A 25,726-nucleotide genomic window follows, 5' to 3' on the forward strand; every position below is an offset into this window, starting at 1 on the left:
AGAAGAGAATCCAGAAAGGAATCATCATGAGCGTTCTCACCCGCGAGCAGATCCGCATCCATTCCGGCTCCGTCACCCAGGCGGCCGCCCTGCAGGAGGCCACCGACATCCTCGTGTCGGTCGGCGCCGTGACCCCCGCCTACGTCGACGCCATGCGTCAGCGCGAGGAGACCGTGTCGACGTTCATGGGCAACGGCCTGGCGATCCCGCACGGCACCAACGACGCGAAGGACGAGATCCTCGCCTCCGCACTGTCGGTGGTCCGCTACGACGGCGGCGTGGACTGGGCGGGTGAGCCGGCCACCTTCGTGATCGGCATCGCGGGTCGTGGTGACGAGCACCTCGAGATCCTGTCGCAGATCGCGATCCTCTTCTCCGACGAGGACGACGTCGCCAGGCTCGCCGCGGCGCAGACGCCCGATGAGCTCTACGACCTGCTCGCCGCGGTGAACGACTGATGAAGGCCGTCCACTTCGGCGCGGGCAACATCGGCCGCGGATTCGTCGGACTGCTGCTGCACGAGGGCGGCTACGAGGTCGTCTTCTCCGACGTCGCCCCCGCGCTCGTCGACGCGATCAACGCGGTCTCCGAGTACACCGTCCATGAGGCGGGGCCCGGCGGCGTCGATCGCACCGTCACCGGATTCCGCGCCGTGAACAGCGCGGAGGAGCCGGATGCCGCTGCCGACGAGGTCGCCTCAGCCGATGTCGTGACCACGGCCGTGGGCCCGACCGTGCTGCGATTCGTCGCCCCGACGATCGTCGAGGGCCTGCGTCGGCGGAGCCCGGACGCCGCGAGACTGCAGGTCATGGCGTGCGAGAACGCGATCGGCGCGACCGATCAGCTCCGCGGCGAGATCGAGAAGGTGGCCGGCCCCGACGCCGTCGAGCTCCTCTCCCGCGCGGTGTTCGCGAACACCGCCGTGGACCGGATCGTGCCCGCCCAGGCCCCCGGCCAGGGCGTCGACGTCACCGTGGAGCCCTACGTCGAGTGGGCGATCGAGGCACCGCCGTTCGGTGACGCCCGCCCGTCGATCCCCGGGGCGCATTTCGTCGACGCGCTCGCGCCGTACATCGAGCGCAAGCTCTACACGGTCAACACCGGCCATGCTGCCACCGCCTACCTCGGCGCGCAGGCGGGAGCCGCGACGATCGCCCAGGCGCTCGCGATCCCCGAGGTCGCCGAAGGCGTCGCCGCCGCCCTCGAGGAGACCTCGGCCGTCCTCGCGGCGGAGCACGGCCTCGACCCTGCGGACCTCGCCGCTTACCGGGCGAAGATCCTCGAGCGCTTCCGCAATCCCGCGCTCGAGGACGGAGTCGAGCGGGTGGGGCGACAGCCGCTGCGCAAGCTCTCCCGCCACGAGCGCTTCATCGGACCGGCGGCGATGGCCGCCGAGCGCGGCCTCTCGACGTCGGCGCTCGTTCGTGCGGTCTCGGCCGCCCTGTCATTCGTCGATCCCGCAGACCCGCAGGCGGTGGAGTTGCAGGAGCGGCTGAGGTCCGAGGACGCCACCGCGCTGACCGCGGCGATCACGGGTCTCGACCCCGAGCATCCGCTGTTCCCTGCGGTCCGGGATGCGATCAGCGCCCGCCAGGAGGAGCTCGACCTGCTCTGACCCCTGTACGCGTCGTGCCTCGGCGGTGACGGGTCCGGTCGGTTACGATCGGTTCACCCGGACCCGACCGGGGCACAGCGCTGTGCAGGGAGACAGATGAACACCTATGCCGTGATCGGTGCCGGCCCGTCAGGGGCTCGCCGCCGCGAGAGCGCTCAGCAGACGCGGCATCCGCGTCGAAGGATATGAAGCGTCGCACGGCGTCGGCGGCCTCTGGGACATCTCCAATCCGCGCAGCACGATGTACGAATCAGCGCACCTCATCTCCTCGCGGACCACCACCCAGTTCGCCGAGTTCCCGATGCGCTCCGACGTGGACTACCCGAGCCACCGGGTGCTCCTGGAGTACTTCCGCCAGTACGCCGACGAGTACGGGCTCCGAGACCTCTTCCGCTTCGACACGAGGGTCACGCGACTGGAACCCCACGACGACGGCTGGGACCTCACCAGCATCGGTCCCGACGGCGAGTCGACCCGGTGGTACACGGGGGTGGTGCTCGCGAACGGCACCCTCGCCGAGCCGCACATCCCCTCTTTCCCCGGGGAGTTCTCCGGAGAGATCCAGCACACCAGCGCATACAAGTCGGCAGAGGGGCTCCGCGGCAGACGGGTGCTGCTGATCGGCGCGGGCAACTCCGGGTGCGACATCGCCGTCGATGCCGTGCACCACGCGACTTCGGTGGACATGAGCGTGCGCCGCGGCTACTACTTCGTCCCGCGGTATCTGTTCGGCCGCCCGAGCGACACGCTCAACCAAGGAAGGCCGCTGCCCGCGCGGCTGAAGCAGGCGGTGGACAGCCGCGTCCTGAAGATGTTCACCGGCGACCCGGTACGGTTCGGCTTTCCGAAGCCCCGCTATCGCATCTACGAGTCGCATCCGATCGTCAACACCATGGTCCTGGGCCACCTCGGTCAGGGTGACCTGCGCATCCGCCCCGACATCGAGCGATTCGACGGCAGCATCGTGCGCTTCCGAGACGGCACATCGGGCGAGTACGACCTCGTCCTCCTGGCGACCGGCTACACGCTCGACTATCCGTTCGTCTCGCGTGAGCACCTGCACTGGCAGGGCGCCGCACCGCGACTGTTCCTCAACATGTTCCCCGCGTCCTTCAACGGGCTGTACGTGATGGGGATGATCGAGGCATCAGGGATCGGCTGGCAGGGGCGCTACGAGCAGGCGGATCTGCTCGGTTCCTATCTGGCCGCTGTCGATCAGGAGCCGGCGCGCGCCGAGCGGTTCCGGCAGCGGGTGAACCGCGAGCCCTGGCCCGACGTCACCGGCGGTTATCACTACCTCGGCCTCGACCGCATGGCGTACTACGTCAACAAGGACGCCTACCGGGGCGCGATCCGCCGCGAGCAGGCGGCCCTGGAGAAGACGTCATGAACGTCGACGACGTGGTGCTGAGCTTCACCCCCGGTTCCCTCACGGTCCTCAACGTCGTCCTCGGACTGATCATGTTCGGGATCGCCCTGGACACCTCGCCCGCCGACTTCAAGGTCGTGGCGAAGCACCCGAAGCCGTTCGTGATCGCGATCCTCGCCCAACTGCTCCTGCTGCCGATCGCCACCTTCCTGCTCACTCTCGTGCTCCCGGTGAGCCCGTCCATGGCGCTGGGGATGCTCCTGGTGGCGTGCTGCCCACCCGGTAACATCTCGCAGGTGCTGACGCATCGCGCGGGCGGCAACGTCGCGCTCTCGGTCTCGCTGACGGCGGTCGGCAACCTCGTCTACATCGTCGCGATGCCGCTGAGCATCACGTTCTGGGCGTCGCTGCACCCGACAGCACGCACGTTGCTGCGATCGGTGGAGCTCGACCCCTGGCGGATGCTGCTCGAGATCCTCCTCATCGTCGGTCTGCCGTTCGCGCTGGGGCTGCTGATCCGCGCCAGACTGCCCTCGGTCACGCGCCGGGTGCAGCCGTTCGTGAAGTGGTTCAGCCTCATCGCGCTGCTCGGCTTCATCCTGGCCGCCCTGGTCGGCAACTGGTCGGTGTTCGTGCAGGTCCTCGGCGTGATCCTGCTCGTGGTCACCGTGCACGACGCGGTGGCCCTGGCGCTCGGCTACGGCACGGCGGTCGTGGGCGGCCTCGGTACGCGCGAGCGGAAGGCCATGACCTTCGAGGTCGGCATCCGCAATGCGGGCCTGGGTCTCGGCCTCGTGTTCCTCTTCTTCGATGGTCTCGGCGGCATGGCGATCGTCGCCGGATGGTGGGGGATCTGGGACATCGTCGCCGGACTCGTCGTGGCTGGGCTCTGGGCTCGGCACACGCGACGGCGCACCGGCAGCCCGACCGGAGACGCGACCAGGACGGCAGCCGCATGACGCGTGTGCTGATCACGGGAGGTGCGGGCTTCCTGGGCTCGCACGTCGCGCAGGCGCTCGCCCTCCGACCCGACGTCGAGCTCGTGGTGTCCGCCGATGTCCGCTCCGGCTCGCCCCGAGAGGGCATCGTCGACGAGCGACTCGACGTGACGGATGCGCCGTCGATCGCTCCCCTGCTGCGCGAGCATCGCATCGACACCGTCGTGCATCTCGCGGCCATCGTGAACCCTGGCCGCGATGTCGAGCGCGAGTTCCGCGTCGACGTCACCGGCACGGCCGACGTTCTGCGGGCGTGCGTCGAGACAGGGGTGCGGCGCATCGTGGTGTCCAGCTCCGGTGCCGCATACGGATATCACGCCGACAACCCGGAGTGGATCGACGAGGAGCAGCCGCTGCGCGGCAACGACGAGTTCCCCTACTCCAGGCACAAGAGGCTCGTCGAGGAGATGCTCGCCGAACACCGGCGCACGCACCCGGAGCTGGAGCAGGTCGTCTTCCGCATCGGTACGATCCTCGGCCCGTCCGTGCGCAACCAGATCACCGCGCTGTGGGACGGCCCGCGCATCCTGCGCATCGCCGGCTCCGACTCGCCGTTCGTGTTCGTATGGGCCGACGACGTCGCCGCGGCCATGACGCTGGCCGCGACGGACGGACCGCCCGGCGTCTTCAACGTGGCGGGTTCCGGGCGGCTCACGGTGCCGCAGATCGCGGAGCGCCTCGGCAAGCCGCTGCTCACCGTACCCGCCTGGGCGCTGTCGATCGCATTGCGCATCGGGCGGACCCTGCGCCTGACCGAGCACGGGCCGGAGAAGGTCCGCTTCCTCCGGTACCGCCCGGTGCTCTCGAACACACGTCTCGTCACGGAGTTCGGATACCGACCGCGCCGCACGAGCGCAGAGGCCTTCGAAGCGTACCTGGAGAGCCACCCGGGGGTCGCGCACAGGGGAATCGCCTAGCCTGTAGGCGTGCAGAAGAAGCGTGGACGCCGCGTCCTGAAATGGTTCCTCTGGAGTCTCGTCGCCCTTATGGTGCTCGGGGTCGGCGGTATCGTCGCGTGGAGCCAGATCGGCGTCATGGGGGCGGAGCCGGGACCGTTGGCGAGCGTCGAGGAGAATCCGGCCATCACCGTGACGGATGCCGAACAGGGAATCGTCCTGGCGCCCGCTGACGGCGCCTCCGAGATCGGTCTCGTCTTCGTGCCCGGCGCGAAGGTCGACCCGTCGGCGTATGCGGCGATCCTGCAGGGCGTCGTCGAGGACGGCGTCACCGTCGTCATCACCCGTCCGTGGCTCAACCTCGCGTTCTTCGACCTGCGCGGGCTGGACTCCTTCACCTCGGCCGCGCCCGACATCGACACCTGGGCCGTCGGCGGCCACTCCCTCGGCGGTGTCCGCGCATGCCGGCTCGCGGCCGACGCCGATGCGCTCGTGCTGTTCGGCTCCTACTGCTCGAACGATGTCTCGGACTCGTCCCTCGCGGTGCTGAGCATCTCGGGCAGCGAGGACGGGCTCTCCACGCCGGAGAAGATCGACGGTGCTCGAGACCTCTTGCCGGCGGATGCCGAGATGATCCAGATCGACGGCGCCTCGCACGCCTCGTTCGGCGACTACGGACCTCAGGCCGGCGACGGGACGCCAGCGATCTCGGACGAGGAGATGCACGAGCAGGTCACCGCGCTGCTCGACGAATTCTTCGCGACGCTCCGCTGACGTCCGTCGGTGCATCTCAGCCGATGCGCGAGATCAGGTCCTCCACGGTCATCCCGTAGTCGATGCGCACCACGGGGAGCGCGAGCTTGTCGGTGCCGATCGTCACGTACCCGGGCTCGATCGTGCGTGCCATCTCGAATCCGGCCTGCGCGACCCCCTGCTTCGCGGTGTCGTTGTAGTGACCGTAGGGATAGGCCACGACCTCGCGGACGCCGAGGACATCAGCCGACGTGGTGAGATCTGCGGCGATCTGATCGGCCGTCCAGTTCACCATCCGCCCCTTGCCGTTCTCGCCGGCCTGATGCATGTCGTGCGTGTGGGAGCGGCGCTGGACGAAGATCGAGGGCGCGGGGTCCTGCCGCGCCGAGGTGATCATGAACGACGTCGACAGCAGCTGCAGCCGGTCGACCACGGGCACCGCGAGATCGAACCAGCTCTGGTCCGCATCATCGTCCGTGATGATGACCGAGCGCTCCGGCAGGAACAGCCGACCGTCGATGAACGCGCTCAGCTCGTCCCACGTGGGCAGGTAGAAGCCCGTCGTCGCGATGTGCTCCATCTGCGCATCGAAGTCGCCGATGTAGGCGTAGTTGCCTCGGAGCCAGCCCGACTCGCCCTCCGGCTTCGTCGTGAACTGGTGGTACATGAGGATCGCGACGTTCGTGTCGGCCGCCACGTTCTGCTCGGGCGTGGTCCAACCGGCGAACAGCTCGATCCGCTGATCCGTGCAGACGACCCGATCAGCACCGTTGACTCGCGCAGCGGCGGTCAGACTCTGCGCATCCGTCGGAGTCGGATACCAGCCGCCGAACACCCTGCCGTCCGCCGTCGGGATCGGCAGCGAGTGATACACGTCGTCCTGTCGCTGCAGCATAGGCTCAGCAGGCGCACCGTCGCCCGAGAACGTCAGCGCACACGCCAGCGGATCGTCGGCATCCTTCAGCAACTGCTCCACCGGACTCAGCGGCGGACGCTCGACGACCGCGCCGCCGGCCCGCGGTTCCTGCGGTTCAGGTTCTCTGGACGACATCGCCGCGTAGGTGCCGACTGCTCCCCCTCCGAGGAGCACGACGGCGGTGAGGATGACTCCGATGACTCTGCGCTTGCGCGACCCCCCGGTCGACATGGTCTAGACGTCGAAGCCGTCGGCGATCATCTCGACGAGCTCCTCCCGCTCCTCGACCGGGAGGAAGGCCGCAGACGCGGCATTGAACTGGAATGTCTCGAGGTCGTCCAGCCCGTACTCGAACGCGTCCGCGAGCAGAGCGAGCTCACGGGTGAGCGAGGTGGCGCTCATGGTGCGGTTGTCGACGTTCACGGTGACGGCGAAGCCCAACTGGTAGAGCAGGTCGAACGGGTGATCGGCGAGCGTGGTCCCCCACCGCGCGATCGCTCCGGTCTGCAAGTTCGAGGAGGGCGACAGCTCGAGCGGGATCTCGCGATCGCGCACCCAGCGTGCGAGGTCGCCGAACTGCACCTGCACCTCATCGCCCTCCTCGGTGACGACCTGGAGGTCCTCCGCGATGCGCACTCCGTGACCGAGACGGAGGGCTCGCCCGTCGAGAAGCGCCGAACGGATCGACGCGAGTCCGGCGGCTTCGCCCGCGTGCACGGTCACCGGGAAGAAGTTGTCAGCGAGGAAGTCGAAGGCTGCGCGATGGTCCGAGGCCGGGAAACCGTCTTCGGGTCCCGCGATGTCGAACCCGACGGCGCCGCGGCCGCGGAAATCAATCGCGAGCTCCGCGATCTCACGGGAACGGTCGGTGTGCCGCATCGCGGTGAGGAGCTGGCCGACGCGGATGCTGCGGCCCGAGCGGTCGGCGGCGTCCTCGCCCTCCTCGATGCCCTGCTGGACGGCCTCGACGGCCTGTTCGAGCGAGAGTCCGCGGAGGAGGTGCTGTTCCGGCGCCCATCGGACCTCGCCATAGATCACTCCGTCGGCCGCCAGATCCTGCACGAACTCGCGTGCGACCCGCGTCAGTCCCTCGGTCGTCTGCATGACGGCGAGAGTGACGTCGAAGGTCTTCAGGTACTCCACCAGCGACCCGGAGTCGCTCTTCTTCGCGATCCAGGATCCGAGCTTCGCCGGGTCGGTCGCCGGCAGGTCGACGCCGATCGCGTCCGCCAGCTCGATGATCGTCGCCGGTCGAACCGCTCCGTCGAGGTGGTCGTGCAGCGACACCTTCGGCAGGCTGCGCACGGAGACGCCCTGGATGGTGGCGTCGCCGCTCTTGTCGATCGACATGGGAGATCCTCTCGGTCGCGGAATCGCTCAGTCCAGGCTATCGTCCGAGCGGCTCACGCCGTGATGCGCTCCCGGACGATCGGGCCGCGCCCGACGGCGCTCGACGGGTCACCGATCTCCCACGCGCCTTCGAGGGCTTCGAGGGCGCGAGGGAAGCGGGCTTCGTCGGCAGCCGAGAGCGTGAACAGCGGCTGGCCCGCGACGACCTGGTCGCCGGGCTTCGCGTGCAGGTCGATGCCGGCTTCGAAGATCACCGGGTCCTCGGCACGGGCACGGCCGGCGCCGAGGCGCCATGCCGAGATGCCGAAGGGCAGCGCCTCCAGGCGCGTCAGCACACCGTCGGCCGGGGCCGTGACGACGTGCGTCTCGCGGGCCGTCGGCAGCGGGGCGTCGGGGTCGCCGTCTTGCGCGCGGATCATCGCCTTCCAGGTGTCCATCGCCCGCCCGTCGTCGAGCGCCTTCTCGACATCGGCATCCGGCTGACCGGCCAGGGCGAGCATCTCCCTGGCGAGGGCGATCGTGAGCTCTCTGACGTCGGCGGGGCCGCCGCCAGCGAGCACCTCGACGGACTCGCGGACCTCGTTCGCGTTGCCGATCGCGAGACCCAGCGGGACGTTCATGTCGGTGAGCAGGGCCGTGGTCGCGACGCCGGAATCGGTGCCGAGCGCGACCATCGTCCGTGCGAGCTCCCGGGCGCGGTCGATGTCCTGCATGAAGGCGCCGGATCCGAACTTCACGTCGAGCACGAGCGCGTCGGTGCCCTCGGCGATCTTCTTCGACATGATGCTCGACGCGATGAGCGGGATCGCCTCGACCGTGCCGGTGACATCGCGCAGCGCGTACAGCTTCTTGTCCGCCGGGGCGAGGCCAGAACCCGCCGCGCAGATCACCGCGCCGACGTCGGACTGCATCTGCGCGAACATCTCCTCGTTGCTGAGCGCAGCGCGCCAGCCGGGAATGGACTCGAGCTTGTCGAGCGTGCCGCCGGTGTGGCCGAGGCCGCGGCCGGAGAGCTGCGGGACGGCCACCCCGAACGCCGCGACGAGCGGGGCGAGCGGCAGCGTGATCTTGTCGCCGACACCGCCGGTGGAGTGCTTGTCGACGGTCTTCTTGCCGAGGCTCGCGAAGCTCATCCGCTCGCCCGAGGCGATCATCGCGTCGGTGAGCACGCGGATCTCGTCACGCTCCATACCGCGCTGGAACACCGCCATCGCGAACGAGGCCATCTGCGCGTCGGAGACATAGCCGCGGGTGTAGGCGTCGACCATCCAGCGCAGCGCCGGCTCGGGGACGACTCCGCCGTCGCGCTTCGCGCGGATCACATCCACGGCGTCGAAAGGCTCAACGCTCATCGGGCGTCCTCCAAGTCCCTCGGGCCGAACGCATCCGGCAGTACTTCATCGATCGTGCGGATGCCGGAGACGGTCTCCAGCAGCATTCCGGGCATGGCGTGCTCGAAGAGCAGCTGGCGGCAGCGCCCGCACGGCATGATCGTCTCGCCATCGTTGTTCACGCAGACGAAGGCGACGAGCTTGCCGCCGCCCGACATGTGCAGGTCGCCGACGAGCGCGCACTCCGCGCACAGCGTGACGCCGTACGAGGCGTTCTCGACGTTGCAGCCGGCGACCACGCGTCCGTCGCTCACGAGAGCAGCAGCCCCCACGCGATACCGGGAGTACGGCGCGTACGCCTTGGTCATCGCATCCGTGGCGACCTGACGCAGGTCGTCCCAGTCGATGTCTGTCATTCTCGGTCTCCTAGGACTTGATGTACGGCTTGCCGCTGGCCGCCGGCCCGCGGATCTGACCGGCGAAACCGGCCACCGCGAGCAGCGTGACCACGTACGGCAGCATGAGCATGAACTCGCCGGGGATCGGCGTCTTCAGGATCGACAGCAGGTTCTGCAGGTTCGTCGCGAAGCCGAAGAGCAGCGCCGCGAGGGTCGCGCGGATCGGGTCCCAACGTCCGAAGATGACGGCGGCGAGGGCGATGAAGCCGAGGCCGGCGGTCATGTCCTTACCGAACTGCGGAACCGAGACCAGCGTGAAGTACGCGCCTCCGACGCCGGCGATCGCACCGGCGAGCAGGACGTTCCAGAACCGCGTGGCGTTGACCTTGATGCCGACGGTGTCGGCGGCCTGTGGGTGCTCACCGACCGCGCGGAGCCGCAGTCCCCACTTGGAGCGGTACAGCCCCCAGGCGACCACGCCGACGGCGATGAACATGAGATAGACGATGAAGGTCTGATTGAACAGGACCGGGCCGATGATCGGGATGTCGCTCAGCAGCGGGATCTCGATGCGATCGAATCGCACTGGCGCGTTCAGCGTCTGCTCGTTCGGCGCCAGCAGCGCGCCGTACAGGAAGCCGGTGAGTCCGGTGACCAGCACGTTCAGCACGACACCGACGATGACCTGCTCGACGAGGTACTTGATGGCGAACGCCGCGAGCACGCTCGCCACGAGCACGCCGCCGAGCATCGCTCCGATCAGGCCGACGAACGGGTTGCCGGTGATGCTCGAGAGAAGGGCCGCGGAGAACGCCCCGAGGAGAAGCTGCCCCTCGATCGCCACGTTCACGACACCCGCCCGCTCGCCGATCACTCCGCCGAGGGCGCCGAACACCAGTGGGACGGACAGCGAGACCGCGCCGAACAGCAGGCTCGTGACGGGCACCAGGCCCCCCGCTCCGGCCCACACGAGGAAGGCGAAGACCGCGATCACTCCGAAAGCGAGAACCAGCCAGAGCGACGGCGACCGGTAGGTCCACGCCCGCAGGAACGAGGCGACCACCAGGACGACGAGGATGGCGATCGAGACCCAGATGGTCGCGCCGGTCGGCAGACCGACATCGGGGAGCTCGAACGACTGCGAGGAGTCGCCGAGGCGGAACGTGCTGGTTCCCGATCGCGGCACGAGCAGCACGAGCAGAGCGAGCAGCGCCGTGGCCGCGGCGAGCACGATGGGCGCCTTCAGGTGCCGCTCCTTCACGGTGGCGAGCTGGACGGTCCCGTCCGCTGCCTGGGTCTGCGCGAGGGACATCATGCGGCCACCGCCTTCTTCGCGGACTTGGCTCTCGCCTTGGCCGCCTTCTCCGCATCGGACTTGGGCAGGAAGAACACAGCGCGCAGCAGCGGCGGAGCCGCGATGAAAAGCACGACGAGCGACTGCACGACGAGCACGATGTCCACCGGGATGTCCTGTGCCTGCATCGAGAACGAGCCCGCCTTGAGAGCGCCGAAGAGGATGCCTGCGGCGAAGGTGCCCCACGCCCGGCTGCGGCCGAGCAGGGCGACCGTGATGGCGTCGAATCCGATGCCGGCGTCGATCGTCTCGGTGATGCCGGTGGTCACGGCACCCTGCACCTGATTCATACCGGCGAGACCCGCGAGGCCTCCGGCGAAGAGCATGGCGTATACGTACACGCGCGGCACACTGATCCCGGCCGCACGGGCGGCGTGCGGGTTCTCGCCGACCGCGCGCATGCGGAGTCCGAGGCTGGACCGCTCGATGAGCCACCAGACGAACAAGGTTGCGATGATGACGAACACGAAGCCCAGGTCGAGCAGCGGGAACTTGGGTCCGAGAAGCTCGGGGAACTGCGCCGACTCTGGCGTCGCGTAGCCGAGTGCCTGGTTCGTTCCGGGCTTCTGCAGCAGACCCGGCGTGCGGATCATCCACAGCAGCAGGTAGTACGCGACGTAGTTGAGCATGATCGTGAGGATCACCTCGTGAGCGCCGGTGCGCGCCTTGATGAGACCGGCGATCGCACCCCACAGGGCTCCGCCCGCGATGCCCGCGATCAACGTCACGGGGATGTGCAGCCAGATCGGCAGGTCGAGACCGAAGGTCAGAAGCCCCGCGATGCCCACGCCGAACAGCATCTGTCCGCGGGCACCGATGTTGAACAGACCGACGCGGAAGGCGAGGGCGACGCCGAGACCTGCCGCGATCAGCGGGGCCGCGAAGCCCAGCGTGTTCGTCAGCGGCTTGATCTGCGCGGCGAAGTCGGCGCCGCGGGCGTTGAAGATCGCTCCGCGGAACAGCGCCTCGTAGCCGTTGTAGACCGCGTTCCAGACTGCGGCGAACGTGTCGCTCGGACGCTGGAAGAAGTATCCGGATGCTGTCAGCACGTCCTCGTTCGTGAACGCGATGAGCACACTGCCGACGACGAGGGCGAGGAACACGGCGAGCACGGTGGTGACCGCGCTCCCCCGCAGGATCTCCTTGAGGATCACATTGCCGCGCGGTGGCGGCGGTACCTCGCCGGTCAGCGGCCCGGTCGCGCGCGGGAGCTGCTCCGCCGGCAGTCCGGTGGTCGCGTCATCCGCTCCCGGTGTCGTCCCGCTCATGCGGCAACCTCCCCATCGGCGGCGCCCGCCATCATCAGCCCGAGCGTCTCGCGCGGGGTGTCGCCGGGGACGATCCCGACGATGGTTCCTCGGTACATGACCGCGATGCGGTCGGCGAGAGCTGCGACCTCGTCGAGCTCCGTGGAGACGACGATCACGGGGATGCCCGCATCGCGCGTCTCGATGATGCGCTTGTGGATGAACTCGATCGAGCCGACGTCGACGCCTCGAGTCGGCTGCGCGGCGACGAGCAGTCGGAGCTCCCTGCTCATCTCTCGTGCGATGACGACCTTCTGCTGGTTCCCACCGGACAGTGTCCCCGCCGGTGTGTCGGCGCCCTGTGTGCGGATGTCGTACTCGTGGATGCGGGCCTTCGCGAACTCCTCGAGCTCACCGCGGCGGATCGTGCCGACCCGGCTGAACGCGGGATCCGTCGAGCGGTCGAGGATCAGGTTCTCCGCGACGGAGAACCCTCCGACGAGTCCGTCCTCGTTGCGATCCTCCGGAACGAAGCCGACACCCGCATCGAGGATCGCGCGGACGCTTCGTCCCACCAGGTCGGTGCCGTCGAGTGTGATGGTGCCCTCGACCCGGGGGGCGAGTCCGACGATCGCCTCGACGAGCTCGGTCTGGCCGTTGCCCTGGACTCCGGCGATCGCCAGAACCTCTCCGGGGCGGACCTCGAAGTCGACCCCGTCGACGACGATGGCGCCGGTCGGGGTGAGGACGCGCAGCTTCTCGACCTTCAGGCCGCCGGTGCCGAGGTTCGGACGGTCCTTGTGCACCGTCAGCTCGACGGCGCGGCCGACCATGAGCGAGGCGAGCTCCGCATTGCTGGCGGTCGGCGATGCCTCGCCGACGATCTTGCCGAGACGCACGATCGTGATCCGGTCGGCGACCTCCCGCACCTCGCGCAGCTTGTGCGTGATGAACACGATCGCCGTGCCCTCCTCGCGGAGCTGGCGCATGATGCCCATGAGCTCGTCGGTCTCCTGCGGCGTGAGCACGGCGGTGGGCTCGTCGAACACGAGGACCTTCGCATCGCGCGAGAGGGCCTTGATGATCTCGACGCGCTGCTGGACGCCGACGGGCAGGTCGCCCACGATCGCGTCGGGGTCGATGTCGAATCCGAAGCGGGCGGCGACGGCGCGCACGTGCTCACGCGCCTTCGCGATGTCGAGGGTGCCGAGGCCCTTGGTCTGCTCGTGTCCGAGCATGACGTTCTCAGCGACCGTGAAGACGGGCACGAGCATGAAGTGCTGGTGCACCATTCCGATGCCGGCGTTCATCGCGTCGCCGGGGCCGCGGAATCGCTGGACCGCGTCGTCCAGCAGGATCTCGCCCTCGTCGGCCTGGTACAGGCCGTAGAGGACGTTCATGAGCGTGGACTTTCCCGCGCCGTTCTCGCCGAGGAGGGCGTGGATCTGCCCTGGTTCGACCACCAGATCGATGTGGTCGTTGGCGACGAGACTGCCGAAGCGCTTGGTGATGCCACGGAGTTCGAGCTTCATATCTGCACCCTATCCAGAGAGTTCGAGGAAGAGCAGACGCGGGTATCGACGATGATTCCTCGCGCCGGTCGTGCTGGGGGTCGTGCGTGCGGACGCCATCCACGGCACGGGGCGAGTGGTCGACGTCACCACTCGCCCCGCCATGGATGTCAGCGACTCACGGGGAGTTCGGCGACTCCACAGTGATGTCACCGGCGATGATCTGCTCCTGCAGAGCCGCGATCTCATCCGTCAGGCCCTCCGGGAGGTCACCCTCGAAGGAGCCGAAGCCCGAGAGCTTCACACCCTCGTTCTCGAGCGTGCCGATGTAGGGAGCCGGGTCGAAGTCACCCTCGGAGGCAGCGATGGTCGCATCCTCCACGGCGACGTCGATGGCCTTCATGATCGAGAACAGCGTCACGTCGGCGACACTCGGGTCTGCGACGGCGAGGTCGCTGTCCACGCCGACGAGCAGGGTGTCCTTGCCGCTGTCGGCGATGGCCGCCGCAGCGCTCTGGTAGACCGGACCGCCGACGGGGAGGATGACGTCGACGCCCTGGTCGAGCACACCCTGTGCGGTCTGCTTCGCGGTGTCGTTCGCGTCGAAGCCGCCCGTGAACGAACCCTTCTGCGTGGCGATGTCCCAGCCGAACAGCGCGACCGACGCCGACTTGTCCTCGTTGTACTTCTCGACGCCGAGCTGGAAGCCGTCCATGAACACGGCGACCGACGGGATCTGCATGCCGCCGAAGGTGCCGACCTTGTTCACACCGCTCTGCGCGGACCATGCAGCCGAGGCGTATCCGCCGAGGTAGGCCGCCTGAGCGGTGTCGAAGACCAGGGGCTTGATGTTGGGAGCGTCGACCTCGCCGTCGAAGTCGTTGTCGGCCCAGTCGTCGATGATCGCGTAGTCGATGTCGGGGTTCGCGAGAGCGGACTCTACGGTGGCCGCCGAGAGCTTGAATCCGACCGAGACGATCAGGGAGCAGCCCTCGGAGACGGCGGTCTCGAGGTTCGGCGCGTAGTCGTTGTCGTTCGCCGACTCGAACTCGAGGGGCTTGACGCCGAGGGTGTCCGCGGCGCGGTCCATGCCCTCCTTGGCCGACTGGTTGAACGACTTGTCGTTCCAGCCGCCCGCGTCGGAGACGAGGCAGGGCAGGAAGTCGGATGCTGCCTCGCCGCCGCCCGAGCCGCTGCCCGAGTCGGTGGGAGCCTGGCCGCAGCCGGCGAGAGCGAAGATCACGCCCGCGGCGACGGTCGCGCCCAGAAGCTTCTTGGTGGTGGAGATGGTCAACTCAGTGCCTCCCTGAACGGAACCGCGTCCCTCGCGGATCGCTCAAAGTTACCTACTGTTTCAGCGTTTGCGTAGGCCGCCGACCCGCGCCGTGGGGAATCTTTACAAACCTGAAATCTATTCCGCAGATGAGCATGCAAGCGTGCTCATCAGAGCACATCGCCCCGACCGGTGAGCTTGAGCGACTCCACGACGCCCTTGACCCGCTGAGCGTTCTCCACCGTCGTCACGAGCAGCGCATCCGGGGTGTCCACCACCACGATGTCCTGCACTCCGACGAGGCTGATCACCCGGCTGGTCTGACTCACCAGGATGCCGCTCGCAGCATCGGACAGCACCCGCGCCTTCGGGCCGAGCACCGCGAGGTCGTTCTTGCGCCCGTTGGTGATGAGCTTGGTGAGCGATGCGAAGTCGCCCACGTCATCCCAGTCGAAGTGCCCCGGCACCACGGCGAGCTTGCCGCGCTGCGCCGCGGGCTCCGCGACGGCGTAGTCGATCGCGATCTTCTTGAGCCGCGGCCAGATCCGATCCACGGCGGGTCCCCGGCGCTCGCGATCATCCCAGGCCTCGGCGAGTTCGAGGAGGCCGGCGTGAAGCGCGGGCTCATTGGCCGCGAGCTCATCGAGGAGCACGCTCGCCTTGGCGATGAACATGCCCGCATTCCAGAGATAGGTGCGTTCGGCGAGATACGCCTTCGCGGTCTCGAGATCGGGCTTTTCGACGAAGCTCTCGACGAGGGCGGCCTCTCGCGCGCCGTCGACGACCAGCTCGGGCCCCTTCTTGATGTATCCGAAGCCGATGGCGGGCTCGGTGGGCGTGATTCCGATCGTGCAGATGTATCCCTCGCGCGCGACCTCGACCGCGTCGCGGACCGCGAACTCGAACACCCGGGTCCCGCGGATGACGTGGTCGGCACTGAAGGATCCGATGATGACGTCCGGATCCCGCCGGTGCAGGACCGCCGCGGCCAAGCCGATCGCCGCCGCCGATTCACGGGGCTCGGACTCGAGGAACACGTTGAGGTCGGCGATGCCCGGCAGCTGCTCCTCCACTGCGGCGCGGTGCGCGCGGCCCGTGACGACGGCGATCCGGTCGGGACCGGCGAGCGGTTCGAGCCGATCCCAGGTGTCGCGGAGCAGGGAGTGACCAGACCCCGTCAGGTCGTGCAGGAACTTCGGGGCGTCGGCCCGCGACAGCGGCCAGAGCCTGCTGCCGATGCCTCCGGCGGGGATCACGGCGTAGAAGTTCGGGATCGTGTTGTTCACCTGGCCAGCGTAGCCCGCGCAGACATCTTGACGTCGAGATACTTAGGCTACCCTTCCTCGCTCACAGCGATCCGACAGGAATAGGATTGACCCCGATCGGGCGTGCCTGATGTTCTCCGCAGGCTACGTGGACCACACAGCGCACGCGACCGAGTCACTTCGATCCAGGGAGGGACGACCGTGTCCACGAGCGCTCGCTTGACACCGTCGATTTCGGAAACCACGTCCAAGACGCCGCGCGGAACCCTCTACCGGGGTCGAGAGGGCATGTGGTCGTGGGTGCTTCACCGCATCACCGGAGTCGCCATCTTCTTCTTCTTGTTGGTGCACGTGCTCGACACGGCGCTGATCCGGGTGTCCCCCGAGGCGTACAACGCCGTGATCGGCACCTACAAGAACCCCGTCATGGCGATCGGCGAGGTCGTGCTCGTGGCGGGCATCGTGTTCCACGCGATGAACGGTCTGCGCATCATCGCAGTCGACTTCTGGTCGAAGGGCGCCCGTTACCAGCGTCAGCTCTTCTGGGGCGTGCTCCTGGTGTGGGGCATCATCATGGCCGGCTTCGTGCCGCGCCACCTCATGCTCGCGTTCGCCGGATTCGGAGGGGGTCACTGATGACCGCTCAGACCGTCGCCGCTCCGGCGCGCCGCCGCCGCAGCGTCAACCTCGAGAAGTGGGGCTGGCTGTTCATGCGCGGCTCGGGCATCGTCCTCGTCGTGCTGATCTTCGGCCACCTCTTCATCAACCTCATGGTGGGCGACGGCATCCATGCCCTGGACTTCGCGTTCATCGCCGGCAAGTTCGCCACGCCCTTCTGGCAGTGGTGGGACGTCATCATGCTGTGGCTCGCGCTGATCCACGGTGCGAACGGCATGCGCACGATCGTCAACGACTACGTCACCCACCCCACCGCGCGCAGGGTGCTCATCTGGGCACTCGGTCTCGCCGCAGGCCTCCTCATCCTCCTCGGCACCCTGGTCGTCTTCACCTTCGACCCCTGCCTCGGTGTGACTGAGTCGAGCACGCTGTGGGACACCTGCCAGGCCGTCGCGAACTGATAGAGAAGGCAAACGAGAAGTGACTACTGAGGCACAGGAGTCCGTCGTCCGCGACGGCGTGCACTACCACCAGTTCGACATCGTCATCGTCGGCGCCGGCGGCGCCGGCATGCGCGCGGCGATCGAGGCCGGCCCCGGCGCGAAGACCGCGGTGATCTCCAAGCTGTACCCGACCCGCTCCCACACGGGCGCGGCGCAGGGCGGCATGGCCGCGGCGCTCGCGAACGTCGAGGAGGACAGCTGGGAGTGGCACACCTTCGACACCGTCAAGGGCGGCGACTACCTCGTCGACCAGGACGCGGCGGAGATCCTCGCCAAGGAGGCCATCGACGCGGTCATCGACCTCGAGAACATGGGTCTCCCCTTCAATCGCACGCCCGAGGGCAAGATCGACCAGCGTCGCTTCGGCGGTCACACGGCCGAGCACGGCAAGACCCCTGTGCGTCGCGCGTGCTACGCCGCCGACCGCACGGGTCACATGATCCTGCAGACGCTGTTCCAGAACTGCGTCAAGCTCGGCATCAACTTCTTCAACGAGTTCTACGTGCTGGATCTGCTGACGGTGAAGGATGCCGACGGCAAGACCCAGGTGTCTGGCGTGGTCGCCTACGACCTCTCCACCGGAGAGCTGCACGTCTTCCAGGCCAAGGCCGTGATCTTCGCGACCGGAGGCTTCGGCAAGATCTTCAAGACGACGTCGAACGCGCACACCCTCACCGGGGACGGCGTCGGCATCGTGTGGCGCAAGGGCCTCCCCCTCGAGGACCTCGAGTTCTTCCAGTTCCACCCCACCGGCCTCGCCGGCCTCGGCATCCTTCTCACGGAGGGCGCTCGAGGCGAGGGAGCGATCCTGCGCAACGCTTCCGGCGAGCGGTTCATGGAGCGGTACGCCCCGACCATCAAAGACCTCGCACCGCGTGACATCGTCGCGCGCTGCATGGTGCAGGAGGTGGCCGAGGGCCGAGGAGCCGGCCCGCACAAGGACTACGTGCTGCTCGACTGCACGCACCTCGGCGCCGAGGTCCTCGAGACCAAGCTGCCGGACATCACCGAGTTCGCCCGCACCTACCTGGGTGTCGACCCCGTCGTCGAGCCCGTGCCGGTCATGCCGACCGCGCACTACGCGATGGGTGGCATCCCGACGAACAACAACGGCGAGGTCCTAGCCGACAACGACACGATCGTCCCCGGACTCTACGCGGCCGGCGAATGCGCCTGCGTCTCCGTGCACGGCGCCAACCGCCTCGGCACCAACTCGCTGCTCGACATCAACGTCTTCGGCAAGCGCAGCGGCCGCAACGCGGTCGAGTACGTCAAGACCGCCGAGTTCGTGCCGCTGCCCGAGAACCCCGCCGGCTTCGTCTCCGACATGCTCGAGGGCCTTCGGAACAACCAGGGCACCGAGCGCATCGCCGTGCTGCGCAAGACGCTGCAGGACGAGATGGACAAGGGTGCGCAGGTGTTCCGCACGCACGAGTCCCTGCAGCACGTCCTCGGCGTGATCGCCGAGCTCCGCGAGCGGTACAAGAACATCCATGTCGACGACAAGGGCCGACGCTTCAACACCGACCTCCTCGAGGCCGTCGAGCTGGGCTTCCTCCTCGACATCGCCGAGGTCGTCGTGTACGCCGCACAGAACCGCGAGGAGAGCCGCGGCGGTCACATGCGCGACGACTTCCCGAAGCGCGACGACGAGAACTACATGAAGCACACGATGGCCTACCTGACCGGTGACGCCCATTCGTCCGATCCGAGCGACCACATCAAGCTCGATTGGAAACCCGTCGTGTTCACGAAGAACGACAAGGGCGAGTTCAACTACCCGCCGATGGAGAGGAAGTACTGAGCATGTCCACCGCCATCGCCGAAGCACCCGCGGAGACCACCGAGGACACCGGCATCCAGTCGTTCATCGTGACGTTCAACATCCGCCGTTTCGACCCGGAGGTCGACGCCGAGCCACGCTGGGTCGACTACGACGTCGAGCTCTACTCGACAGACCGCGTGCTCGATGCGCTGCACAAGATCAAGTGGGAGGTCGACGGCTCGCTCACCTTCCGCCGGTCCTGCGCGCACGGCATCTGCGGCTCGGACGCCATGCGCATCAACGGTCGCAACAGGCTCGCCTGCAAGACGCTCATCAAGGACCTCGACATCTCGAAGCCGATCTACGTCGAGGCCATCAAGGGACTCCCCCTCGAGAAGGATCTCGTTGTGGACATGGAGCCGTTCTTCGCCTCGTACCGCGAGGTGCAGCCGTTCCTCGTCGCGAACTCCGTGCCCGAGAAAGGCAAGGAGCGCACCCAGTCGATCGCCGACCGCGAGATCTTCGACGACACGACCAAGTGCATCCTCTGCGCGGCGTGCACCTCGTCGTGCCCCGTGTTCTGGACCGACGGCCAGTACTTCGGCCCCGCCGCGATCGTCAACGCGCACCGCTTCATCTTCGACTCGCGCGACGACAACGCCGCCGTGCGTCTCGACATCCTCAACGACAAGGAAGGCGTGTGGCGCTGCCGCACCACCTTCAACTGCTCCGAGGCGTGCCCGCGTGGCATCGAGGTCACCAAGGCGATCGCCGAGGTCAAGCAGGCCGTGCTGCGCGGTCGCCCCTGACCGCAGCATCCGCTCACGCCGAAGGGCGGGCTCCGATCGGAGCCCGCCCTTCGGCGTCTCCGGATCCCCCGCGCCGATAGGGTGGGGAGGTGTCAGCCACGACTCCCCTCCGCGCGCGTCTGGAGGCGCGGATGGACCAGGTCTCGGCACTGAAGGCCCGCACGCTCGCGGCGTTCCCCGTGCGGGTGTGGCGCAATTTCACGTTCAGCAACGGCTTCCTGCTCTCGGCGGGCATGAGCTACTACGTGCTCTTCGCCCTGTTCGCCCTGCTCTACGTCGCCTTCGCCGCAGCCGGTCTCTGGCTCGGTGGCAGTGCCGTCGCCATCGAGGCGGTGGTGCGTCTGGTGAACACGTACATCCCCGGGCTGATCGGCGAGGAGGGCCTCTTCACGGTCCACGACGTCACCGAGATCGCGAAGAACGCGATCGGCGTGCTCGGCATCACCGGAGCGATCGCCGTCGCCATCGCCCTGTGGACGGCCGTGAGCGCGGTGACGTTCACCCGCCGCGCCGTGCGCGACCTGTTCGGGCTGCCCTTCGACTCCCGCGCCTACTGGCTGCTGAAGGCCAGGGACTTCTTCGCAGCCATCGTGTTCGGCGGTGCGATGCTGGTCGGCGCGATCGTCGTGGCGCTGAGCGCCTGGGCTCTGGAACAGTTCTTCCTCCTCCTCCAGTGGAGCACGGACTCGTGGCTCTTCACCGCGGGCGCACGCATCGTGTCGATCGCGATCGCCTTCGCCCTCGACGCTGCCGCCCTCGCCGCTCTCGTGCGATTCCTCACCGGCACCCAGCTGCGATGGCAGTTCATCTGGCCCGGTTCGCTCCTCGGCGGCGGAGCGATGGTCGTCCTGCAGCTCGGCGCGGGCCTGCTGCTCTCGCACGTGCCGAGCAATCCCCTCCTCGCGTCGTTCGCGGTGATCCTGGGGCTCCTGCTGTGGTGCCGCTGGCTCGCGATCGTCGTCCTCGTCGCGTCGTCCTGGATCGCTGTGGCCGCCGACGACCACGATCAGCCCCTCGAACGCGAAGACGCCGAGGAGGTGCGCCGCGAAGAGGTGCGCGCCCTGGTGCTGGCAGCCAGGGTCCGACTGCGCCGGGCCCAGGAGGCGGATGCCGGAGCGCCGTGGTACCTGCATCTCCGTGCGCGCCGTCGGGTGCAGCGCGCACGCGACGTCCTTGCCGAGGCGGAGGCGGAGGCCGAGACCGCGGGGATCCGCGGATCCGGGAATGTCCGCCCCGACGCCTAGGCTGGATGCATGCCTCATCTGCGTATCGCCTCGGTCAATGTCAACGGGATCCGCGCCGCCGCGCGTAACGGCATGAGCTCGTGGCTCGATGCCGCCGACGTCGACATCCTGACCCTCCAGGAGGTCCGCGGACAGGACGAGCACCTCGAGGCCGCTCTCCCGGGCTGGAGCATCGTCCACGACGAGGCGACGGCAAAGGGACGAGCGGGCGTGGCGATCGCCAGCCGTACGCCCGCCCTCGCGGTCCGTACCGAGTTCGGACCCGATGACTTCGATTCGAAGGGCCGCTGGATCGAAGCCGACTTCCTGCTGGGCGACGTTCCCCTCACCGTGGTCAGCGCCTACGTGCACTCGGGCGAGGCGGAGACCCCGAAGCAGGACGAGAAGTGGAAGTTCCTCGACGCCTTCGGGCCGCGCCTGTCGGCGCTCGGTGCCGACGACGCCCTCGCGCTGGTCACCGGAGACCTCAACGTCGGTCACCGCGAGCTCGACATCAAGAACTGGCGCGACAACCGCAAGAAGGCGGGCTTCCTCCCCCGGGAGCGGGCGTACTTCGATCGCTTCCTCGGAGAGGCCGGCGCCGAGATCACCGGCGTCGACGGCACCGTGGGCACCGGACTCGGCTGGGTCGACGTGGGCCGCCGCTTCCACGGCGAGGTCGAGGGCCCCTACACCTGGTGGTCGATGCGCGGCCAGGCGTTCGACAACGACTCGGGGTGGCGCATCGACTACCACCTCGCGACGCCCGCACTGGCCGAACGCGTCCAGAGCTACCACGTCGCCCGCGCAGTGGCCTACGACCAGCGCTGGAGCGACCATGCTCCCGTCGTGGTGGACTACGGCTACTGAGTCCGCTCGCCCTGAGTCCGCTCGAGCCGATACCACCCGCGGTATTCGAGCACAGTGCCGACGAGCGGATTGGTCGCGCGCATCTCGATAGTCCGGCGCCGTTCGACGGCGTCCCAGCCGTCGACGACCCGGACGTCGACGCGCAGGATGCCCCGCAGGGCGAAGTGCCGTCCCCGGAGGCGGAGGGCCACGCGCTTCGTCGTCATGCGGAGGAACCCGTCCTCGGTCACGCCGCACTCCTCGATGAGTTCGATACGCCCTGAGGCACCGAGCAGGTTGCGAACCAGGCCCGGCCGTGAGCTGACCGTCAGCCGGTCGACGATGCGCTGCGAGCCACGGCGGAACCCGAACTCGCGCCTCGTGTCGAGCACCGCGCGCCCCCGATCATTCGTCGACGCGCTCATGACGATCGAGAACGGGACCTCGCGTTCGTAGCTCGTCACCACGGCATCCGCCCCGACCACCGGACGAGCGAACACGTTCAGAAGTCGGAAGCGGCTGCCTGCGACATCGAATGCCCCGTATGCCGTGCGGCGCTCCGCCCGCTCCCCCATCTGCGTCCGCAGTTCGGGATGCAGGCGCTCGGCGTCGGCTCCGAGCGCCTGCAGGAAGACCTCGCCGTTTCGGATCACTCCCGTGCCTCCTCGCGGTAGGGCTTCGCCGTCGCCGGCGCATCGGTGCCCGGCACGAGCTCACACGTGAACGTTCCGCGATACCCGAACAGGAAGCCCAGCACGTCATTGCGCACCTCGAGGTCGATCACGTAGCACTCGCGCTCGTCGTCGTAGTGCTCGGTCAGGTGCGCCCGCCCGCTCAGCAGCATCGGGAACCGGAACGCGAGCGGGCCCTCGTAGAAGCGCTGGGCTCCGGATGTCAGCCGAAGGCCGCCCGCATCCGTCACCGCGAGGTCGAGGTCGACCGCGAGATGCTGATGCGTGCCGAGGTAGTCGACGACACGCCCCCGAGCGTCGCTGTAGACCATCGTGGCGTCGAAGCGACGCCGCCGCAGTCTGCTGATCTGCATCGTGCGGACGAAGGTGACGGTCTCGCGGCCGATACCGTCGATGTACGCGTAGTTGTCGATCTGGAACGGGATGCCGCGTCCCTTGTCGGGGAAGAGGATGTTGCGCAGCGTCCCGAACATGAGGAACGGCAGCGTCCACCACGGCCCCCGACGGACCTCGCTCATCATGCCTCGACCGACGCAGCCGTATCCTGCGGCCACACCTACGCCGAACCGCTCCTGCATCTTCGGATGCAGACGGTCGAAGTCCGCGCCCATCGCGCGTCGGAACACTCCCTCCTGCGTCATGAGTCGAGTCCGGCGAGGGAGTCGGGAGCGTTCTGCATGATCGTCCGTCCGTTCGTTCGGCGGGGTCGTGAGAGGCAGCGCGAGGCTCTCGCGCGCGGGCGTCGCCCGGGGAGCAGGGATCGCCACCAGCCGGTCTCCTCCGGCGGCACGCCGTCCTCAGCCCACAGACGCAGCCGATCGAAGCTCCACGCGGTCAGCCACCAGACGATGCGGCGAGTCACGATCGGGTCGAGCACCCGGCCGAGAGGCCCCCATCCGGGTGCATAGTCGTACCCGGTGAGGAACCGCACGCCGTGCTCGGTGGGGATGTACCGCCAGTACCCGCGGCCGCGGCCCAGCGGCGACAGCGCGTCATCGGTGTCGAACACCAGGGCAGAGGTCCGCTCGCCACTGCGTCCGCGTCGCTCGCCGAGCGAGACACCCGTGCCGTGAATGGTGTGGAGTCGCAGATCGAGCTCGTAGTCGAACTCCTGCGCGCCGTCGTCGCGGAGCCGTGTCGGCCGGATGCCCGTGAATCGGCCGTCCCAGCGGACGTGGTTCTCCGGGTTCTGGGTGAGCTCCCACACCCTGTCGATCGGTGCGTCGATGAGGATCTCGACATAGAGCGCCCGATCACGCCGCCTCTCCCCCGTCATGACCCCAGCCTACGCATCGTGCGCCTCGACAGTCGTCGGTGCGGCCTAGGATTGTCGAGTGACCAAGCCTCGCCTCTACTCCGGAATGCAGCCCTCCGCCGACTCCCTCCAGATCGGCAACTACATCGGGGCTCTTCTCCAGTGGCGCGAGTTGCAATCGTCTTACGACGCCTACTTCTCCGTCGTCGACCTGCATGCGCTGACGCAGCCGAACGACCCGGCCGAACTGCGTGAGAAGACCCGGCGCACCGCGGCCCAGTATATCGCGGCGGGCATCGAGCCGTCGAAGTCGACCCTCTACGTGCAGTCGCACGTGCGGGCGCACGCCGAGCTCGCCTGGGTGCTCAACACGATCACCGGGTTCGGAGAAGCGGGTCGGATGACCCAGTTCAAGGACAAGTCGGCGCGCTACGGCCAGGACGCGACCAATGTCGGGCTCTTCACCTACCCGGTGCTCATGGCCGCGGACATCCTGCTGTACCAGACCGATGTCGTCCCGGTCGGCGACGACCAGAAGCAGCACGTCGAACTCACGCGCGACCTCGCCGAGCGGTTCAACTCACGGTTCGGCGAGACGTTCGTCGTGCCGCGCCCGGTGATCCAGAAGGACACGGCGCGCATCTACGACCTGCAGAACCCGACGTCGAAGATGTCGAAGTCGTCCGAGTCGGATGCCGGTGTGCTCTGGATGCTCGACGACCCGGCGAAGTCCGCCAAGAAGATCATGCGCGCCGTGACCGACAACGAGGGCTCTGTCCGCTTCGATCGCGAGTCCAAGCCCGGCGTGTCGAACCTGCTCACGATCTACGCGGCGCTCACGGGGCGCCAGGTGGGGTCGATCGAGGACGAGTACGCGGGCCGCGGCTACGGCGACTTCAAGAAGGGTCTCGCCGAGGTGGTCGTCGCCGAGTTCGGTCCGGTGCGCGAACGCGCGCTCGCCCTGCTCGACGACCCCGCGGAGCTCGATCGCATCCTCGCCGCGAACGCGGAGCGGGCGGATGCCGTCGCGGATGCGACCCTCGCGGACGTGTACGACCGCGTCGGACTCCTCCGGCGGGTCTGAGGCCCCACGGGCCTAGGATGGGGGCGTGACCGATCCGCAGCTGCCCCCGCCCTACGGCTCCGCGCCCGCCGTGCCGCCCGCATACCCCGGTGCGCCGCAGCCGCCGTCGTACGGTGCTCCGTCCGGTGCGCAGGCGAGTCCGTTCCCCGCGCCTGTCGGCGCTGGTGCCCCATTCCCGCCAGCCCCGCAGGCTCCCCCCGGGGCCTATCAGGTGCCCGTCGGCGGCTATGCCGCGCCGGAAGGCGGTTACGCGCTTCCGCCGGCGGCGGCGCCGCAGAAGTCGGGGCTGCTCGGCATCCTCGCGCTGGTCTTCGCCCTTCTCGCCGCTGTCGCGAGCCCGGTCGTCGCCGGGATCGCCGGATTCGAGATCGGGACCCGCATCCCGAGCGGCTTCGACACGACCGATCCGAACTTCCTCTCGGTCCTCTCGCCTGCGCGTGATCAGGTGCTGTGGGCGGAGATCGCGTTCTGGGCGGGCACGGTTCTGGGGCTCGCCGGCATCGTCGTCGGCATCATGGCGATCGTGAAGAAGCAGCGCCGCGCCCTCGGCGTCGTCGCGTTGATCCTGTCGGTGCTCGGCGCGGGCGTCTACTGGATCGTTCTGACGATCTCCCTGTCCCTGGGAACCGCGAACGGTCTCGGCGCCTGACGC

At 68.2% G+C, this 25,726-nt stretch carries 26 protein-coding genes; 14 read left to right on the forward strand and 12 right to left on the reverse strand.

All coding sequences use genetic code 11. The annotated features are described in order from the left end of the window. Positions 1-26 precede the first annotated feature (26 nt). The 6 genes from ACI3KS_RS10270 to ACI3KS_RS10295 all read left to right on the forward strand — a co-directional run bounded on the left by ACI3KS_RS10270 (position 27) and on the right by ACI3KS_RS10295 (position 5,652). The gene (locus ACI3KS_RS10270) at positions 27-458 is read left to right on the forward strand and encodes a PTS sugar transporter subunit IIA (protein ID WP_404917885.1); all 432 of its coding nucleotides are present in this window, start codon (positions 27-29) and stop codon (positions 456-458) included. Continuing rightward, on the forward strand, positions 458-1,615 hold the full coding sequence (locus ACI3KS_RS10275; RefSeq protein WP_404917887.1) for a mannitol-1-phosphate 5-dehydrogenase: 1,158 nt from the start codon (positions 458-460) through the stop codon (positions 1,613-1,615). Before ACI3KS_RS10270 ends, ACI3KS_RS10275 begins: the two co-directional genes overlap by 1 nt. A 118-nt stretch (positions 1,616-1,733) precedes the next feature. Further along, on the forward strand, positions 1,734-3,005 hold the full coding sequence (locus ACI3KS_RS10280; protein ID WP_404917889.1) for a flavin-containing monooxygenase: 1,272 nt from the start codon (positions 1,734-1,736) through the stop codon (positions 3,003-3,005). Continuing rightward, entirely contained in the window at positions 3,002-3,943 is a 942-nt protein-coding gene (locus ACI3KS_RS10285) for a bile acid:sodium symporter family protein (RefSeq protein ID WP_404917891.1), read from the forward strand. The genes ACI3KS_RS10280 and ACI3KS_RS10285 overlap by 4 nt, the downstream gene beginning before the upstream one ends. After that, positions 3,940-4,899 (forward strand): SDR family oxidoreductase, encoded by a 960-nt coding sequence (locus ACI3KS_RS10290; RefSeq protein WP_404917893.1) that lies wholly within the window; start codon positions 3,940-3,942, stop codon positions 4,897-4,899. The genes ACI3KS_RS10285 and ACI3KS_RS10290 overlap by 4 nt, the downstream gene beginning before the upstream one ends. 9 nt (positions 4,900-4,908) lie before the next feature. Further along, positions 4,909-5,652: an alpha/beta hydrolase gene (locus ACI3KS_RS10295; RefSeq protein ID WP_404917895.1), complete on the forward strand. Its 744-nt coding sequence runs from the start codon at positions 4,909-4,911 to the stop codon at positions 5,650-5,652. A 16-nt stretch (positions 5,653-5,668) separates the two neighbouring features. On the opposite strand, the gene ACI3KS_RS10300 is transcribed toward ACI3KS_RS10295, so the two are convergent. From ACI3KS_RS10300 to ACI3KS_RS10340, 9 genes are all read right to left on the reverse strand, one after another. Continuing rightward, positions 5,669-6,778, reverse strand: a complete 1,110-nt coding sequence (locus ACI3KS_RS10300) for a polysaccharide deacetylase family protein (RefSeq protein WP_404917897.1) — start codon at positions 6,776-6,778, stop codon at positions 5,669-5,671. 3 nt (positions 6,779-6,781) lie between these two features. Continuing rightward, positions 6,782-7,897: an adenosine deaminase gene (locus ACI3KS_RS10305; RefSeq protein ID WP_404917899.1), complete on the reverse strand. Its 1,116-nt coding sequence runs from the start codon at positions 7,895-7,897 to the stop codon at positions 6,782-6,784. Between the two features lie 53 nt (positions 7,898-7,950). Beyond that, complete coding sequence (locus ACI3KS_RS10310; protein ID WP_404917901.1) at positions 7,951-9,249, reverse strand: thymidine phosphorylase; 1,299 nt, start codon at positions 9,247-9,249, stop codon at positions 7,951-7,953. Continuing rightward, on the reverse strand, positions 9,246-9,644 hold the full coding sequence (locus tag ACI3KS_RS10315; RefSeq protein ID WP_217183312.1) for a cytidine deaminase: 399 nt from the start codon (positions 9,642-9,644) through the stop codon (positions 9,246-9,248). The genes ACI3KS_RS10310 and ACI3KS_RS10315 overlap by 4 nt, the downstream gene beginning before the upstream one ends. A 10-nt stretch (positions 9,645-9,654) precedes the next feature. Then, positions 9,655-10,938, reverse strand: coding sequence for an ABC transporter permease (locus ACI3KS_RS10320; RefSeq protein ID WP_404917973.1), 1,284 nt, complete (start codon positions 10,936-10,938; stop codon positions 9,655-9,657). Next, the gene (locus tag ACI3KS_RS10325) at positions 10,938-12,248 is read right to left on the reverse strand and encodes an ABC transporter permease (RefSeq protein ID WP_404917903.1); all 1,311 of its coding nucleotides are present in this window, start codon (positions 12,246-12,248) and stop codon (positions 10,938-10,940) included. The genes ACI3KS_RS10320 and ACI3KS_RS10325 overlap by 1 nt, the downstream gene beginning before the upstream one ends. Then, complete coding sequence (locus ACI3KS_RS10330; protein ID WP_404917905.1) at positions 12,245-13,759, reverse strand: ABC transporter ATP-binding protein; 1,515 nt, start codon at positions 13,757-13,759, stop codon at positions 12,245-12,247. The genes ACI3KS_RS10325 and ACI3KS_RS10330 overlap by 4 nt, the downstream gene beginning before the upstream one ends. A gap of 157 nt (positions 13,760-13,916) precedes the next feature. Continuing rightward, positions 13,917-15,032, reverse strand: a complete 1,116-nt coding sequence (locus ACI3KS_RS10335; RefSeq protein ID WP_404917907.1) for a BMP family protein — start codon at positions 15,030-15,032, stop codon at positions 13,917-13,919. Positions 15,033-15,181: 149 nt separating this feature from the next. Then, a complete protein-coding gene (locus ACI3KS_RS10340; RefSeq protein WP_404917909.1) occupies positions 15,182-16,297 on the reverse strand; it encodes a mannose-1-phosphate guanylyltransferase in 1,116 nt (371 codons plus the stop codon). Positions 16,298-16,477: 180 nt separating this feature from the next. On the opposite strand from ACI3KS_RS10340, the gene sdhC reads away from it, so the two are divergent. The 6 genes from sdhC to ACI3KS_RS10370 all read left to right on the forward strand — a co-directional run bounded on the left by sdhC (position 16,478) and on the right by ACI3KS_RS10370 (position 22,064). Beyond that, positions 16,478-16,912, forward strand: coding sequence for a succinate dehydrogenase, cytochrome b556 subunit (sdhC, locus tag ACI3KS_RS10345; RefSeq protein ID WP_404917911.1), 435 nt, complete (start codon positions 16,478-16,480; stop codon positions 16,910-16,912). Beyond that, on the forward strand, positions 16,912-17,355 hold the full coding sequence (locus ACI3KS_RS10350; RefSeq protein WP_404917913.1) for a succinate dehydrogenase hydrophobic membrane anchor subunit: 444 nt from the start codon (positions 16,912-16,914) through the stop codon (positions 17,353-17,355). The genes sdhC and ACI3KS_RS10350 overlap by 1 nt, the downstream gene beginning before the upstream one ends. 19 nt (positions 17,356-17,374) lie before the next feature. After that, a complete protein-coding gene (sdhA, locus tag ACI3KS_RS10355; RefSeq protein WP_404917915.1) occupies positions 17,375-19,201 on the forward strand; it encodes a succinate dehydrogenase flavoprotein subunit in 1,827 nt (608 codons plus the stop codon). 2 nt (positions 19,202-19,203) lie between these two features. Continuing rightward, the gene (locus ACI3KS_RS10360; RefSeq protein ID WP_404917917.1) at positions 19,204-19,971 is read left to right on the forward strand and encodes a succinate dehydrogenase iron-sulfur subunit; all 768 of its coding nucleotides are present in this window, start codon (positions 19,204-19,206) and stop codon (positions 19,969-19,971) included. Between the two features lie 89 nt (positions 19,972-20,060). Beyond that, on the forward strand, positions 20,061-21,215 hold the full coding sequence (locus ACI3KS_RS10365) for a YihY/virulence factor BrkB family protein (RefSeq protein WP_404917919.1): 1,155 nt from the start codon (positions 20,061-20,063) through the stop codon (positions 21,213-21,215). 9 nt (positions 21,216-21,224) lie between these two features. After that, positions 21,225-22,064 carry an exodeoxyribonuclease III gene (locus ACI3KS_RS10370; RefSeq protein WP_404917921.1) on the forward strand — a complete coding sequence of 280 codons (840 nt, stop codon included), beginning with the start codon at positions 21,225-21,227 and terminating at the stop codon, positions 22,062-22,064. Here the strand turns inward: ACI3KS_RS10370 and ACI3KS_RS10375 are convergent. From ACI3KS_RS10375 to ACI3KS_RS10385, 3 genes are read right to left on the reverse strand one after another with little or no spacing between them, the layout of a single operon-like run. After that, positions 22,058-22,696, reverse strand: a complete 639-nt coding sequence (locus ACI3KS_RS10375) for a DUF4166 domain-containing protein (RefSeq protein WP_404917923.1) — start codon at positions 22,694-22,696, stop codon at positions 22,058-22,060. The two genes, ACI3KS_RS10370 and ACI3KS_RS10375, sit on opposite strands and share 7 nt — an antisense overlap. Beyond that, positions 22,693-23,376 (reverse strand): DUF4166 domain-containing protein, encoded by a 684-nt coding sequence (locus ACI3KS_RS10380; RefSeq protein WP_404917925.1) that lies wholly within the window; start codon positions 23,374-23,376, stop codon positions 22,693-22,695. The genes ACI3KS_RS10375 and ACI3KS_RS10380 overlap by 4 nt, the downstream gene beginning before the upstream one ends. Beyond that, positions 23,373-24,011, reverse strand: coding sequence for an SRPBCC family protein (locus tag ACI3KS_RS10385; RefSeq protein WP_404917926.1), 639 nt, complete (start codon positions 24,009-24,011; stop codon positions 23,373-23,375). Before ACI3KS_RS10385 ends, ACI3KS_RS10380 begins: the two co-directional genes overlap by 4 nt. A gap of 58 nt (positions 24,012-24,069) precedes the next feature. Between ACI3KS_RS10385 and trpS the strand changes: the two genes are divergently transcribed. Together trpS and ACI3KS_RS10395 are read left to right on the forward strand one after the other, a co-directional pair. Beyond that, entirely contained in the window at positions 24,070-25,074 is a 1,005-nt protein-coding gene (gene trpS, locus ACI3KS_RS10390) for a tryptophan--tRNA ligase (protein ID WP_404917929.1), read from the forward strand. A gap of 25 nt (positions 25,075-25,099) precedes the next feature. Beyond that, complete coding sequence (locus ACI3KS_RS10395) at positions 25,100-25,723, forward strand: hypothetical protein (protein WP_404917931.1); 624 nt, start codon at positions 25,100-25,102, stop codon at positions 25,721-25,723. The last annotated feature ends 3 nt before the right edge of the window (positions 25,724-25,726 follow it).

Origin of the sequence: Microbacterium sp. ZW T5_45, assembly GCF_044987415.1 — a bacterium.
Taxonomy (GTDB): Bacteria; Actinomycetota; Actinomycetes; order Actinomycetales; family Microbacteriaceae; genus Microbacterium.